Raw genomic sequence first — 14,916 nt, 5'->3', positions numbered from 1 at the left:
TGTTCTCCAGCGTCATCCGTGTCGTTTCCGGCGTGTCGCGATCAGCGGCGACGACCGCCGCCGCGGAAGCCGCCACCCATGCTGGGGCGGAAGCCGCCCGCGGGCCGGCTGTATCCACCGGCGGGCCGGCTGTATCCGCCGGCAGGCCGGTTGTATCCGCCCGTAGGTCGCTGCGCGCGGTTGGTGTTCATCGAACGGTCGAAGCCGCCCTCGATGCGCTCGTTGCCGCGCTCGCGCGCGAAACGGTCGTTTTCCAGTCCGGGCGGCAGGTTCTCGCGCGTGGCGCCACTGAGGTTCTGCGTGCGATCCGGACGATCGACCTGGCTCCAGCCGTTTTCGTCGTGCTTGTAGACGTTGCCGTCGCGCCCGGCATAGACGTTGTCGTTCACTTCCACCACGCCGCCGCGGTGCATCGTTCCGGTGTCCGCGTTGTAGTGGAAGCCGCCCGCGCCACGCGCATCGACGGCCTTGCCATCGCTGTTGAATGCGCCCGCACCCGCGGCGCCGCCCGGTCCGGCGACCGCGCCGCCGGCGCTCTGGGTGACGCGTCCGGTGTTGGTGTTCACCGTCGTACGTTGTCCGCCTGCTGCGGCCTGCCCGGTATACGGGTTCACCGCAACGCCACCACCGCCGGCGACGACGCGCCCGGTCTGCGGGTTGTAGCGGATGCCCTGCGCGCCGGCGCGCGTGGTGCCGGTGTACACGTTGGTGTTGACGGCCGCGCGCCCCACGCCGCGTCCGCCCGTGGCCTGGTTGTAGTAGCCGCCGCGCCCGCCGCGCCCGACGTTGCCGGTCCACGGATTCGCCCAGGCGCCCGCGGTGCCGCGCACCGCGGCATTGCCCCACTGGCCGTAGACGTTCCACGCCGCAGCGCCACCGCCCCACCAGCCCCATGGATACGCCGGGCCATACCACGGACCCCACCACGGGTTGTACGGGCCGTACCAGCCGCCGTACCAGCCATACCCCCAGCCGAAGCTCCAGCCCACCCACGGGTTCCAGCCGAAATACGCGCCCATACCGTAGGTCGCGGGGCAGCCGTACCAGTACGCGCCGACCCACGGGTCGCAGACATAGCCGGTGCCGTAGACAACCACGTTGTCGCTCACCACGGTGCCGTAGTAACCAGGCGTGTAACCGACATACACGTCGTCTCCGCTCTGTCCGTACACCCGCACGTAGGTGACGTAGTGCAGCGGCGAGCTGGTGGGGATCGCGTAGATTTCCGCGGGCACGCTGGTGGCCACGGCCCACGGGCCGGTGGGCGAGGCCGACGTGAACCAGATGCCCTTGTCGACCGCGTAGTAGCTGTCGGCCGCGACGCGGATGACCGGCACGGCCGTGTTGTGCGCGTACTGCAGTTGCGTGCCGCCGATGGGCTGCCATTGCGGAGCGCCGTCGTACTGCACGGTGAGCTTGGCCTCCCCGCGGTTCACGGTAGCGGTCTGGGGAATACTGTTGGCGATCAGCGATTCGCGCGACTCGGGCGTGTTGGGAATCGAAGCCAGCACGCCGCTTTTGAAATTGTCCGGCGGGATCTTCGAGAAGTCGGCCGGCAGCCGCGACGGTGCGACATAGGTCCACGGACCCTTCGCGCCCGGCGCGGTGAACCAGCGACCGGAAACCAGTGCGTACCAGGCGTTGTCCGCGGCGCCGTCGACGAAGACGTCGGCGCCGGTGTTGTCGATGTAGCTCAGCTTCGTGCCGGGGATGTCCACGAACTGTGGTTCACCCTGTACCGAGATCAGTTCGGCCGGCCCCGTGCTGACGTGGATCTCCGGCACACGGCCGGCGGCGTAGTCCTGCTTCAGCGCCTCCGGCGGCTGGTCGAGCGCATCGACCAGCTTGCTCGCCACGGCCTGGTCCTTGGCCTTCGCCAATGCAGGATCCACCGTGCCGATCGCCGACCACGGCCCCTTGAGCGTGGGCGCGCTGGCCCAGTGGCCGTCGATGGAGGTGTAGAAGGTGTTGCCCTGCTGCAGCAGCAGCGAACGCGTGTTGATGACGCGCTGCACGCCGGCGACACCGCTGGGCTTCAGCATCGCCTGCCCATCGACCAGGATCAGCACCGCCGGGTTGGTGCTGAAGATGATGTCCGGCGGGTCGTTGCGAACCGGCAGCGACTCGGGCGTCTTCGCATCCACGGCGGCGATGGCCATCGCCGATTCCAGCTGGTCGAGTGACACGGTCAGTGTCGACTTGGTTTTCAGTTGCTCGCGCGCTAGTTCCAGGTACTGCGCCTGCTTGTCGGTCGCGGTGGGAAAGCTGGCGCTGGGCAGCGAAAGGTCGGTCAGCACCACCGCACGCGCTTCCTTGTCCACCTGCGTGCGCGCCTGGAAATGCACGACGCCGTAGTCGGTCATGTCCTGCGGCTTGCCGTCGGGGCCGCTGCGGGTGCCGCTCTTCACCGACATGACGAAACTGCCCTTCAGCTGGTTGCCTTCCCAGCTCTCGTACTGCGGCTGATGCACGCTGAAGGTGGTGCCGCGAACGGTGAACTCGCGCGGGAAGGGGCGCGCGTCGATGTTGACCGCGGGCGCGTTCTTCGCTGCCTGCATCGCGATGGGCACCGGCGTTCCGCCGGAAACGGGTGACGACGCTGCCGCGCCCAGCACCGCCACGACCAGTCCGGTGTACAACGCCGATGTCAGACGCATGGAGAACTCCTGCGGGGGTAGGAGCAACGCGGGTTGAGGGGATCAGTTCGGCGGGTTGACCACGACGTACTGCACGGTGGTGCCGGCGTACTGCGGCTCGTACCAGGTGCTGCCGCACTGCTGGTACGCCATGCCGTTGACCACCGTGGTCACGCAGCTGGGCGGCACCGAGTACACGATCGAACCGATCGCCGCGGCGGTGACCGCAGCCGCGGTCGTCACCGCTGCGGCAGCCGCGACCGGATGGTCGTACCAGCCGTCGTGCCAGCGGTTGTCCACATCGACGTCGATGTCGTTGTGGATGTTCACGTCGCGGTTGATGTTGGTGTTGCGGTTGACGTTCGTGTTGCGGTTGACGTTGGTGTTCCGGTTGACGTTCGCCGAGCGGTTGGCGGTCGCGCCGCGATTCACGTTGGCGGCGCGTGCGCCGCCTCCTGCATGGTTGACGCTGGTGCGCGCGCCGCCGCGTGCGTGTGGACCGGCTTCGGCGTCGGAACTCACGAGCAGGGCGCCAGTGCCGGTAAGCAGACACAGGCACAGGCCCAGCGAAACAGGGTGACGAAGCGTGTTCATGGCGTGGCCCCCCCGACAGCGACCGCATCGACCTCGACCAGCCGGATCCGGCTGGCATCCTTGGGCGGCGTGAAGGTGAACGCCGAATCCTTCAATGCGGCGTTGGTGTTCCACGTCAGCGTGCTGGCGTACTGCGGCTGCGCGGGATCGTCGGTGGTGGTGATCACCAGCCGGCGCGGAAGCGGCTTCGCACCGGGCTCGATCCAGACCTGCCAGTCCACCCCTTCCTGGCGGAAGGCATAGTGCTCGGTGGGTGAGTTGCCGATACGCGCGGGTCCGACGAACACCGCCGACTGCAGCGACGCGGTCGGTGCCTTGTCCGTACCCCACAGGAAGAGATCGGCGAGCGGAAGCTCGATGCCGTACTTGTCGCTGGCGGCGTCGAGCAGGGCGCCGATGGTCGGCGGCGCGTCGGTGCTCGCATAGAGCTTGTTCTTCGGGCCGTAGACCGTGAGCGTCTTGCCGTCGTAGAAGAGCTGGCGCTCCTTCCGGTCGCTGCGGATATCCAGCTGCAGGCCGTTGGGCGCGCGCACCTTGTAGTCCACGGTGCCGGGGAACTCCAGCTTCTGCCCATCGTCCATCACCAGGTCGATGGTGGTGTCGCCGTGCACGGTGAAGTTCTTCAGGCTGCGCAGGTACGTGCCCATCCGTTCCAGCGCCGCTACGGCTTCGGGCTGAACGGCGGCGGCCGCGCTGGCTGCTGCGGCAGAAGGAGGAGCGTCGCTTTGCGCGGCGGAAGTGGCGGGCAGCAGCAGTCCCAGGGCCAGGCAGATTGCGTGACGCATCTCGCACCTCCTTCCGTTCCACGAGCTATGCATTTCTGCCCTGAGCGCGTGAAAGACCCGTGATGGATACACGCCGCATCGAATGCCGGTCTCAATCCAGATGGCGCCGCTCAGGGCGGCCACTTACATACCTGGCTGACAACGGGTCAAGCGCGTCGTGAATCCGCTCGTCACGGTCCTCTCGCCGCTCAGGAACAGCGAGGGTGGATCGACGTCGTGCCCGCCGGGCATCGGCGTCGATGAGTACTTCCAGATCGCCCTGGACCGATCCCCTTTATGTCCAGCTCGCAACTTGGTTCGGACGCAGGGAAAGCGGACCGTCGTCTCCATCGGGGAGTGATGACGCATCACTGCACCGCGTGACGGCATCGCGGCCATCGACGATGTCGAGCGTCGAAAGGAACATCGCGCAGCCACGCCATTCGATAACCCGTTCCAGTCGAAGCGTGACGACGCTCGCAGCGATGCACTCGACTGATCCAGGCGTTCCACGCGCGGGAGGTGCGGCATCGACGATGTTTGCATCGGCCGACGTCGCTGCGTCACACATCGACGAGGAATCACCATCACGTTTCCGTTGAGAGATCGCGTCGGCTTCTGACAAAGATGCGCAGTTATCGACTCGTTGCGGACAGTTCTGCAATGACCATCTCAATGTATGGCGCATTCAGCCTGTTCTAATCGCCGCCGTTTTGACCGGCAGGGGCGCGAGGCAATCGAAAGGTTGCGTCGCGAAGTCGCCGGTCATGGGGACAACGCATCCACGCCAGCGGACCGCCGCATGCCTGCCTGCCTTCGTGTGGGCTGCATGGAGCGCTGCGCCTTCGTGGTCAGTGGACAGTGAAGGGGATTCCATGAAGAAGGTCTTCTTGTGTGCGGCGTTGCCGTTCGTGCTGGCGTTTGCCAGCGCGACTGCGTGGGCGCAGGACAACGGCTATCGCGAGCAGATGAAGGGACTGGACGAACAGGTGCAGGAGGTGAAGTCCGATGCCCTGTCCATCGCCGCGGAACTGAGCCAGCTCGAAGAAAAGCTGCTGTATCCGTCCGAAACCCAATTCGCGATCTTCATCCAGCTCGCCAAGGGCGACACGCTGCGACTGGACTCCGTGGCGGTGCGCGTCGACGGCAAGCCAGCGGCGCAATACATCTACAGCTTCAAGGAGCTCGAAGCCCTGCAGAAGGGCGGCGTGCAGCGCCTGCACACCGGCAACATCGCCAGCGGCGAACACCAGCTCGAAGTGTCGGTGACCGGCAAGCTTGCCAATGGCAGTGACTACACCCACACCGAGACGGCGGCGTTCACCAAGGAGATCAAGCCCAAGCTCCTCGGCCTGACCGTGTCCAGCAGTTCGACCAGCGTCCAGGACTGGTAAGGCCCGATGCGCTGCGCGTCCATCATCGTGTTGGGATTGGCACTGGTCGTGTTGCCGGGGGTTCGCCCCTGCGCGGCAGCCGATGCGCAGCCCGCCGTGGGCGCGCAGGATCCGTACTTCGGCGAAGCGCTGTACAACGCCTACCAGGGGCACTGGTTCGAAGCGTTGCAGCGCCTGGATACCGAGCTGGCGCAGCACTACCGCGTGGACGACCAGCGGCTGGATTCGCTGTATCCGCTGATCGGACATGCCGAGTTCTCGGTTGGCGATTTCGAGCTGAACTACCGCATGCACCACCGCGCGGGCCGCGCTATCAAGGCGGTGCTGGAAGCGGACGTGGAAGACCTGGTGCGCAACGAGGCGGCGTTCCGTCTGGCGCGCATCCACTTCCAGAAGGGCCAGCCGCAGGACGCCATGGAAGCACTGGGGCGCATCCACGGCGAGGTGCCGAAGGACATCCGCGACGAGATCGAGTTCCTTCGCGCCAACGCCTTCCTCGCCATGGGCCAGCCGGCTGAAGCGGCGGCAGTGCTGAAGAAGCTGCTGGATGCGGACGGCCTGCAGGGCTTCGCCGGCTACAACTACGGCATCGCGCTGCTGCAGGACGGCAAGACCGCCGAAGGCCAGCAGCAACTGGCGAAGGCCGGTGAGCCCAACCGTAGCGACACGGCGGCCGTCGTCGGCATCCGCGACAAGGCCAACATGGTGCTCGGGCGGTTGATGCTTGAGGCCAAGGACTACGGCAACGCGCAGCGCTACTTCGATCGCGTGAGCCTTGACGGGCCGTACTCCAACCAGGCGCTGCTCAGTGCCGGCTGGGCCGATGCGATGGCCGGCAATTTCGAGCGCGCGCTCGTGCCCTGGAACCTCCTGGCCACGCGCGATTCCACCGACAGCGCCGTGCAGGAAGCCAAGCTCGCCCTGCCGCACGCCTACGGCAAGTTGAACCTTCACGGTCGCGCCGCGGTGCTGTACGACGATGCGCTCAACTCCTTCGGCGCCGAGCTGGTCAAGCTCGATGCGTCCACGCGCAGCGTGCAGGAAGGCCGCTTCCTCGAAGCGCTGGTGCGCGAGGAGATCCATCAGGACGCGCTGTGGGTGGTGAAGTTGCGCGATCTGCCGGGTGCGCCCGAGACGTTCTACCTGACCAAGCTGATGGCCTCGCACGATTTCCAGACGGCCCTGCAGAACTACCTCGACCTGGAGGATCTGCGCCGCAAGCTGGAGTCCTGGCAGACGAGCTTCGACGCCTACGACGACCTCATCGGCCAGCGTCGCGCCTATTACGAACCGCTCCTGCCCGGCATCGATGCGACGTTCCGCGAGCTGGATGCGCAGTACAAGCTGCGGCGCGAGCAGCGCAACCTGCTGGCACGCCGTCTCAATGACCAGCTGACCGCGCCGCGGCCGGAACTGTTGGCAACGGCCGACGAGCGCATCGCGCTGGATCACATCCATGCCACGCAAGCAGCCGTGGCCCGGCTTCCGGAAGCTGCTCGCGCCGAACACGCGCAGCGCCTGGAGCGCCTGCGCGGCGTCATCGCCTGGCAGCTGCGCACCGAATACGCCGACCGGCTGACCGTGGCCCACGAACACCTGGCGGAGCTGGACATCGAACTGGCCACGTTGCAGGACCGCTACCAGTCTTTCGTCCGCACGCGCCAGGCGAGCGTCCACAGCTACATGGGTTACGACGATGGCATCCGCGACCTGCGCAACCGCGTGCGCGACTCGCTGGAGCGCGTGGGCCAGTTGCAGAAGCAGCAGGGCACGTTGATCGAAGCGGTTGCCGTCGCCGAGCTCAATGCACGCACCGAGCGCCTGAAGGGCTATCAGACCCAGGCGCGCTATGCCGTGGCCGACAGTTACGACCGCGCCTCCCAGGCGCAGGGCGGCGATGCCCCGACCGATGCGTCGGGCACGCCGGGCGCAGCCGAGGAGGGCAAATGAGGCTTCGTCTTCGCCATGTCGTGGTGGCGGTGCAGCTCGCGCTGCTCACGGCCTGTGCCCACACCGAGCGCGCCAACACGCTGGCTTCGTTGCACCGTGTGAAGCCCGACACCAAGGACGTCCGCGTCGACAACGGCCTGCAGAAGGCGGTCGACGGATACCGCCATTTCCTGCAGGAAACACCGGCCAGCGATCTGACCCCGGAGGCAATGCGCCGCCTGGCCGACCTGCAGCTGGAGAAGGAATACGGCGTGCGCGGCACGACCGAGATCGTCGTCGACCGCGTGCCCGCGGCGATGCCCGCAACCATCGCGTCTGTAACGAATGCAGCCTCCGGGGCGGCCGCGATCGCTTCCGCGCCGACCGCCGGCGCCAAGCCGATGCAGCTGGCCGCGCCGGAAACGGTCGCGAAGATTTCCGCGAACGCCACGACCTCGGGCAAGACGAGCGCCGCCGCGGGCACGCCGAGCGACATCGAGCGCCAGGTCGAACAGCGCGCCACCGAAGGGCAGGCCATCGCCACCGCAAGCACGTCCGGTGTCCAGGCCGCGGCGTCCGGCCCGCTGGAATCAATCCAGCTCTACGACAAGCTGCTGGCCGAATTCCCGAACTACGCCTTCCGCGACCAGGTGCTTTACCAGAAGGCCCGCGCCTACGACGAACTGGGCCGGCCCGACGACGCGATGGCGGTGATGGAGCAGCTGGTCAAGGGCAACCCGGACTCCAAGCTGGTCGACGAAGTGCAGTTCCGCCGTGGCGAGAGCTTCTTCGCACAGCGCAAGTACCACGACGCCGAAGGCGCGTACCAGAGCGTCGTGGCCAAGGGCGGCGCATCCGAGTTCTTCGAGCCGTCGCTGTTCAAGCTGGGCTGGTCGTTCTACAAGCAGGGCGCATTCGAGGAAGCGCTGCACCGCTACTTCGCGCTGATCGACCACAAGGTGTCCAAGGGCTACGTCCTGGGCGAGAAGCACACGGCGGCCGAGGATCGCCGCGTCGAGGACACCTTCCAGGTCGTCGCGCTGTCGTTCTCCAACCTCGGCGGGCCGGAGGTCATCGGCGAGTACTTCGCGCAGTTCGGCCATCGCAACTACGAGGACCACGCGTATCGCTACCTGGGCGAGTTCTATCTGTCCAAGCAGCGTTACCAGGATGCCGCGACGGTCTACAAGGACTTCGTCGCGCTCTACCCGTTCCATGCCACATCGCCGGACTTCAGCCTGCGCGTCATCGACGTGTACGAGAAGGGCGGCTTCCCGCTGCTCGTGGTGGAAGCCAAGCGCGAGTTCGCCACCCACTACGCACTGAAGTCCGAGTACTGGAAGCACCAGCCCATCGGCGAGCGCGCGGAAGTCGTGGCGGCGCTCAAGTCCAACCTGATGGACCTGGCCAACTACTACCACGCGCGCTATCAGGACAAGAGCCTGGCCAAAGACAAGCCGGAGAGCTTCACCGAAGCCGCGCGCTGGTACGGCGAGTTCCTCGATTCCTTCCACGACGATCCGACCGCGCCCGGCGCGAACTACCAGTTCGCGGACCTGCTGCGCGAGAACGGCGATTTCCGACGCGCCGCGACGCAGTACGAGCGCACCGCCTACGAATACCCGGCACACGAGAAGGCCGCGGCCGCGGGCTATGCGGCGATCTTCGCGCACCGCGAGAACCTGAAGGTGGTGGCGCCGGCGGACGAAACCGAAGCCAGGCGCGCGACCGTGGCCAGCTCGCTGCGCTTCGCCGATACCTTCCCGCAGCACGAGCAGGCGCCGATCGTGCTGGTGGCCGCCGCACAGGACCTGTACGACCTCAAGGACCATGCGGCCGCGCGCGATGCCGGACGCAAGCTGCTGGAGAAGTTCCCGTCCGCGACGCCGGAACTGCGTCGCACGGCGTGGATCGTGGTGGCGCATTCCTCGTTCGAGCTGGCGGAATATCCGGTGGCCGAGCAGGCCTACATGCAGGTGCTGGCGGCGACGCCGGCCACCGACGAAGCCCGCGCCAACCTGGTCGAGAACCTCGCGGCTTCGATCTACAAGCAGGGCGAGGCCGCCAATGCCGCCGGCGATTACCGCACGGCCGCAGACCATTTCCTGCGCATCAAGCAGGCGGCACCGACGTCGAAGATCCGCGGTGGCGCGCAGTACGACGCGGGCGCCGCGCTGATGCGCCTGCAGGACTGGAAGGCTGCCGCGCAGGTGCTCGACGAATTCCGTCGCGACAACCCGACGCACGAACTGGTGAAGGAGGCGACCAAGCAGATCGCCAGCGCCTTCCAGCAGGCCGGCGACCTGGGTGGCGCGGCCGGCGAGTACGAGCGTGTCGCCAACGAGGCCGCCGATCCGAAGCTGCGCGCCGAAGCGCTGCTGCTGGCCGGCAAGCTGCACGAGGACGCGAAGGACCTCGAGCGCGCGCTGGCGGTCTACACCCGCTACGTCGGCGAGTTCCCACAGCCGGTCGCCGACGCGCTGGAAGCGCATCAGCGCATGGCGGACATCCACAAGACGCGCGGTGACGATGCGCGCTACCGCGCCGAACTGCAGAGCGTGGTGCGTACCGATGCCGGCGCCGGTTCCGAGCGCACCAGCCGCACGCGCTCGCTGGCCGGTCGCGCCGCGCTGGTGCTGGCGCAGCCACTGTTCGACACGTTCACGTCGATCCAGCTCAAGCAGCCGTTCGAGAAGAGCATGGCCGCCAAGCAGAAGGCGATGGCGGAAGCGATCAAGGGCTTCAACGCGCTGGTGCCCTACGAAGTGGCCGACGTCACCGCCGCCGCCACCTTCTACATGGCCGAGGTGTACGCCGACTTCAGCCGATCGCTCAACGCATCGGAGCGGCCGGGCGGCCTCGCCGGTGCTGACCTGCAGGACTACAACGACCAGCTCGACGAGATGGCGTTCCCGTTCGAGGAAAAGGCCATCGGCCTGCACGAGAAGAACCTCGAGCTGATGGAAGCCGGTGTGCACAGCCCCTGGATCGAGAAGAGCCTGGGCAGCCTGGCCCAACTGGTGCCGGCGCGCTATGCGCGACCGGAAGCGAGCAGCGGCTTCCTCGGCCAGGCCGATCGCTACGAGTACATCCGGCCGGTGCCGCAGGTGGTCGCCGGCGCGCCCGCGCAGGCCGGCGGTGCCGCAGCGACCGAGGGCGATGCGCCTGCCGCCGAAGGCGACGCACCCGCTACCGGGGCCGATGCCCCCGCCACTCCCGACACCCAAGGAGACGCCGATGCCAGCTCGCAATGACCAGAACTTCCGGCGTGCACGGCGTCATGCCATGCGGCTCGGCGCGATCGCGCTGGTCTACGTGGCCGCCACCGCGATGGCCGCGCGCAAGGAACCGCCCGGCGTGCAGGTGACGCAGACCGGTTTCACCATCGTGGAGCCGACCAAGGTCGATGGCGCCACGCGCGCCGACTACGCGCGCGCGGCGGAACTGCTGGCACAACAGCGCTACGCCGACGGCATCAAGTTGCTGCAGGAGATCACGGCCAAGCATCCGACGCTGACCGCCGCGCACGTGGACCTGGGCATTGCCTACGCGAAGACCGATGCACTGGAGCAGGCCGAAGCGAGCCTGAAGCGCGCGCTGGAACTGCAGCCGCGGCATCCGATCGCATGGAACGAGCTGGGCCTGGTGCAGCGTCGGCTGGGCAAGCTGGCCGAGGCGCGCGCCTCCTATGAGAAGTCGCTGGCCGCCGCGCCGGGATTCCATTTCGCCCGGCTCAACCTCGCCGTGCTGTGCGACCTGTACCTGGGCGACGCGGCCTGCGCGCTCGACAACTACCTCCTCTACCAGCAGGCCGTCCCGGACGACAAGCAGGCCGCCGGCTGGATCGCGAACGCCCGCGCCCGGGCCGGAAAGGAGACGAAGTGATGCTGCGCACCCACCGATGCATCGGTCTGTCGCTGGCCCTGTTCGCGACCACCGCAACGGCGTTCGCCGCCGAGCCGGCGAAGAAGGACGCCAAGGCCGACGCGCGGGCCACCGCCTCCGCGGACGCGAAGCGCGCGTCCGCGCCTGCCGGCGACATGGTGCTGTCCGGCCTGTCCATCGTCGGCAACGACGAGTCGCCCAAGGAGCTGGTGATCGTGCCTTGGAAGAGCTCGCAGCTCGCCGACGCGCCGGGCATCTCGCGCCTGCTCGACGACAGCACGCAGCCGGTCGACAAGGACGTGTTCCTGCGTGAGCTCGCATTTTACGGACTTCAGTCGGCCGACCCGGACGGCGACTGAGTCCAGGCATCAACCCGTTTCATCCGCGGAATTCTCCAGTCATCTCAGTGAGGGCAGTGCCATGGGTTTCATCCATTCAATTGCGGAATTCTTCAAAGCCGGCGGCGCGATGATGTTTCCGATCCTGCTGGTCGGTCTCATCGGCCTGGCGATCGCCGTCGAGCGCTGGGTGACCATCGCCCGCGCGCAGTCGCACACGAAGGCCATGTGGGCGAAGGTCGAGCCGTCGCTGACCGAAGGCGACTTCGAGAAGGCGCGAAAGATCGTCGGCAACGACAACAACCCGCTCGGGCGCCTGCTCGGCGCGGGCCTGTCCATGCAGGGTGCGGTGCGTCGCCGCGACGATGTCGAGAAGGCGATGCAGGAAGGCATCATGGAAATCGTGCCGCGTCTGGAAAAGCGCACGCATTACCTGGGCACCTTCGCCAACCTGGCGACGCTGGTCGGCCTGCTCGGCACCGTGTCCGGCCTGATCGGCGCGTTCAGCGCGGTGGCGACGGCCAACCCGGCGGAGAAGGCCAACATGCTGTCGGCCAGCATCTCCGAGGCGATGAACTGCACCGCGTTCGGCCTCGGCACCGCCGTGCCGCTGCTGTTCCTGCACGCGTTCCTGACCTCGCGCACCCAGCACGTGGTCGAGAGCCTGGAAATGGCCGCGATCAAGTACCTCAACGTCCTCTCGCTGCGCACGGCCCGCATGGCCCAGGGCGCGGTCCAGAACATCCGCGACGCCGCCTGACCAGCAAGAGCACAGGAGAGACGCCATGGGCCTGATGCCACGTCGCAAGCCGCCGGCCAAGCCGGTCGAGCTGATGCTCGTTCCGATGATCGACATCTTCAGCGTGATGATCACCTTCCTGCTGATGACGGCCGTTTTCTCGCGCATCTCGATCATCCAGCTCGACCTGCCCAGTTCGGCTGCGGGTAATCCGGTCGAACCGGAGTTCCGCCTCGAAGTGATGGTGCGCAAGGAGGGCCTGGAGCTGACCAACGGCCGCGACACGATCGCCGCGCTGCCACTGGAGAACGGGGCGTATCCGCTCAAGCAGCTGATGCAGCTGGCGGCCAACCTCAAGGGCCAGCACGTCACGGTCGACACGGCGTCGGTGCTGATGGCACCGGACGTGGAGTACGACCACCTGGTGCAGGTGATGGACGCCATCCGCAGCACGGACGTGGCCACCGCTGAAAGCAACGGTTTCACCGGTGCCCCCGATGCGCGTGGCCGTATCTCCATGTTCCCGAAGATCGCCGTGGGAGATGCACCATGAGGATGTCGATGAACCCGTTCCGTGCGGCGCGCAGGAAGCACGAAGATCCGGAACTCAACCTGATCCCGATGATCGACATCATGTCGGTGATGGTCGCGTTCCTGCTGATCTATTCGACCGAGGTCGAAGTGGTCCAGAACGCGAAGAACGTGGAGATCCCGCTCTCCACCGCCGAGGCCAAGCCCGCCGAGACCGTCGTGGTGACCATCACCAAGGACATGTTGCTCGTGCAGGGCGACGTGGTCGCCACGATGGACCAGGTCCGCGACCCGGGCACCGCGTTGATCGAGCCGTTGCGCGAGTACCTGTCGCGTCCGCTCGCCGCCAAGGGCGGCGCCGTCCAGCAGGCGGCGCTGGCGCATCGCGAGATCACCGTGCTGGCCGATCGCGGCCTGCCCTACGAGGTGATCCGCAAGGTGATGACGACCTGCACGGCGGCGTCCTACGACAAGTTGTCGCTTGCCGTGCTCGAGCAGGGTTGAGGCAGAACACGTGACCGATACAAACGCCATGGAACCCGGAACCCACCACGACGCAAACGCCGCGCAGGCGGCGCTCGACCAGCGGATCGCGGAACTGCGTGCGCGGCTCGACGAACTGGCGCGCGACCTGGCCGCCATCGACGGCGAGATCGAATCCTTCGCTGGTGAACGCATTCGTCACCGCCTGCTCGAGCAGGCGTGCCAGGCGCTGGAGGAACTGCACCAGGCCGGCGGCGCGGACCTGTTCTGGGACGGTCTCGTCGCCCCGGACGAATGGCCTGGACACCTTGCCGGCGCACGTGGCCGCACCGAGGCCGTGCGCGCCGCCATCGAAGCGCTGGAGACACGCCGCGGCGGAGTGGCGGCGAGCATCGGCGAACACAATGAACAACTGTTCCTGCTCGAAGACGAGGCCTTCGAGATCGAGGAAGAACGCGAGCGCCAGCGCAACGAGTGGGTCGTCGAGCGCGAACTCGAGGCCGGTCGCGTCCGTCCTCACCTCATGCTGTGGATGCGTGGCGAGGAGGACCAGCGTTCGCGCAAGGGCTTCGCCATCGCGCTGTGCCTGTGGTTGGTGATCGCCATCGTGTTCCCCTTCATCAAGATTCCCGAGCGGCCCGTGCTCGTGCCGGAGGAACTGCCCGAGCGCGTGGTCACCGTGATTCCGGAAGCCAAGAAGCTGGAAGAGGCACCGCCGCCGCCGCCGGAACTGACCCGGCCGGTGGAGAAGAAGGTCGAGCGCAAGCCGACGCCGACGCCGACACGCGAAGTCGCGAAGATCGAACCCAAGCCGGTGCAAGCGCCGCTGCCGGTGGCCAAGCCGCAGGGCATCCTGGCGTTCAAGGAAAGCCTCGCCGTCGACGACATGCCGGCCGTGGCCAATCTCGGCAAGGCCGCCAAGCTCAGCAACGACTCCGGCGCCGCGCGTCCGGAGCGCGCGATGCTGAGCAGCAGCGCGCCGGGCGCCAGTAGCGGCATCAACCTGGCCGCCGAGAGTCGCGGTTTCGGCAACAAGGGCGGTGGCGAGCGCGCAGCGATCAATGGCGTCGCGCTCACACGCGCCTCCAGCGGCATCGAGGCGAAGGCGGCCGAGAGCGCGGCCGTCGGCAGCTCGCGACGCGGCGGACGTTCCGACGAGGAAATCCAGATCGTCTTCGACCGCTACAAGTCCGCGCTTTACCGGCTCTACCAGCGTGAGCTGCGCAACGACGCGACGTTGCAGGGCAAGGTCATCCTGCGCCTGACGATCGAGCCGGACGGCAGCGTGTCGATGGTCCAGGTGAAGTCCTCGGAGATGGAAGCGCCGACTTTGACCTCGGACATCGTGGCGCGCGTGAAGGGCTTCAACTTCGGCGCGAAGGACGTGCCGGCGGTGACGATCGTGTACCCGATGAACTTCCTGCCGGCCGGCTGACGCCGCCGCTTCGCTTCGCCCAACGCAGCAAGCAACCAGCAACAAAACGACAAAGGCAAAGCCATCGAAAGGTGGCGACGCAAAGTCACCGGCCTGTCGGGCGCGTTTGACGCGCCCCATGGCAGCGGGACCGCCGGATGAAGCGCAGGATCTTCCTGCGCGCGTTCCTGTGGGCCCGTCGGCTTTGC

12 protein-coding genes and 1 riboswitch are annotated in these 14,916 nt (G+C 67.1%); of the genes, 9 read left to right on the top strand and 3 right to left on the bottom strand.

The annotated features are described in order from the left end of the window. Positions 1-41: 41 nt before the first annotated feature. Genes QLQ15_RS01830 through QLQ15_RS01820 form a run of 3 tightly spaced genes read right to left on the bottom strand, consistent with a single transcriptional unit; the run spans position 42 to position 4,015 of the window. On the bottom strand, positions 42-2,657 hold the full coding sequence (locus QLQ15_RS01830) for a hypothetical protein (RefSeq protein WP_283211157.1): 2,616 nt from the start codon (positions 2,655-2,657) through the stop codon (positions 42-44). A gap of 42 nt (positions 2,658-2,699) precedes the next feature. Beyond that, entirely contained in the window at positions 2,700-3,230 is a 531-nt protein-coding gene (locus QLQ15_RS01825; RefSeq protein WP_283211156.1) for a hypothetical protein, read from the bottom strand. Further along, the gene (locus tag QLQ15_RS01820; RefSeq protein ID WP_283211155.1) at positions 3,227-4,015 is read right to left on the bottom strand and encodes a DUF2092 domain-containing protein; all 789 of its coding nucleotides are present in this window, start codon (positions 4,013-4,015) and stop codon (positions 3,227-3,229) included. Before QLQ15_RS01820 ends, QLQ15_RS01825 begins: the two co-directional genes overlap by 4 nt. An 854-nt stretch (positions 4,016-4,869) precedes the next feature. Here QLQ15_RS01820 and QLQ15_RS01815 point away from each other — a divergent pair. From QLQ15_RS01815 to QLQ15_RS01775, 9 genes are all read left to right on the top strand, one after another. Continuing rightward, complete coding sequence (locus QLQ15_RS01815) at positions 4,870-5,388, top strand: hypothetical protein (protein ID WP_283211154.1); 519 nt, start codon at positions 4,870-4,872, stop codon at positions 5,386-5,388. Between the two features lie 6 nt (positions 5,389-5,394). Continuing rightward, a complete protein-coding gene (locus QLQ15_RS01810; protein ID WP_283211153.1) occupies positions 5,395-7,338 on the top strand; it encodes a tetratricopeptide repeat protein in 1,944 nt (647 codons plus the stop codon). Then, positions 7,335-10,571, top strand: coding sequence for a tetratricopeptide repeat protein (locus QLQ15_RS01805; RefSeq protein ID WP_283211152.1), 3,237 nt, complete (start codon positions 7,335-7,337; stop codon positions 10,569-10,571). Before QLQ15_RS01810 ends, QLQ15_RS01805 begins: the two co-directional genes overlap by 4 nt. Then, entirely contained in the window at positions 10,555-11,202 is a 648-nt protein-coding gene (locus tag QLQ15_RS01800; RefSeq protein WP_283211151.1) for a tetratricopeptide repeat protein, read from the top strand. The genes QLQ15_RS01805 and QLQ15_RS01800 overlap by 17 nt, the downstream gene beginning before the upstream one ends. Beyond that, positions 11,202-11,561 (top strand): hypothetical protein, encoded by a 360-nt coding sequence (locus QLQ15_RS01795; RefSeq protein ID WP_283211150.1) that lies wholly within the window; start codon positions 11,202-11,204, stop codon positions 11,559-11,561. The genes QLQ15_RS01800 and QLQ15_RS01795 overlap by 1 nt, the downstream gene beginning before the upstream one ends. 109 nt (positions 11,562-11,670) lie before the next feature. Further along, on the top strand, positions 11,671-12,300 hold the full coding sequence (locus QLQ15_RS01790) for a MotA/TolQ/ExbB proton channel family protein (RefSeq protein ID WP_283211149.1): 630 nt from the start codon (positions 11,671-11,673) through the stop codon (positions 12,298-12,300). A 25-nt stretch (positions 12,301-12,325) separates the two neighbouring features. After that, positions 12,326-12,832 (top strand): ExbD/TolR family protein, encoded by a 507-nt coding sequence (locus QLQ15_RS01785; protein WP_283211148.1) that lies wholly within the window; start codon positions 12,326-12,328, stop codon positions 12,830-12,832. Continuing rightward, entirely contained in the window at positions 12,829-13,314 is a 486-nt protein-coding gene (locus tag QLQ15_RS01780; protein WP_283211147.1) for an ExbD/TolR family protein, read from the top strand. The genes QLQ15_RS01785 and QLQ15_RS01780 overlap by 4 nt, the downstream gene beginning before the upstream one ends. Positions 13,315-13,342: 28 nt before the next feature. Then, positions 13,343-14,728: an AgmX/PglI C-terminal domain-containing protein gene (locus QLQ15_RS01775; protein ID WP_283211146.1), complete on the top strand. Its 1,386-nt coding sequence runs from the start codon at positions 13,343-13,345 to the stop codon at positions 14,726-14,728. Positions 14,729-14,772: 44 nt separating this feature from the next. Further along, a riboswitch (cyclic di-GMP riboswitch) is annotated at positions 14,773-14,866 on the top strand. Positions 14,867-14,916: the final 50 nt, after the last annotated feature.

The organism is Lysobacter stagni (assembly GCF_030053425.1).
Taxonomy (GTDB): domain Bacteria; phylum Pseudomonadota; class Gammaproteobacteria; order Xanthomonadales; family Xanthomonadaceae; genus Lysobacter_J; species Lysobacter_J stagni.
The sequence above is the reverse complement of the archived record's forward strand: the minus strand, read 5'-3'. Positions and strand labels throughout refer to the sequence as shown.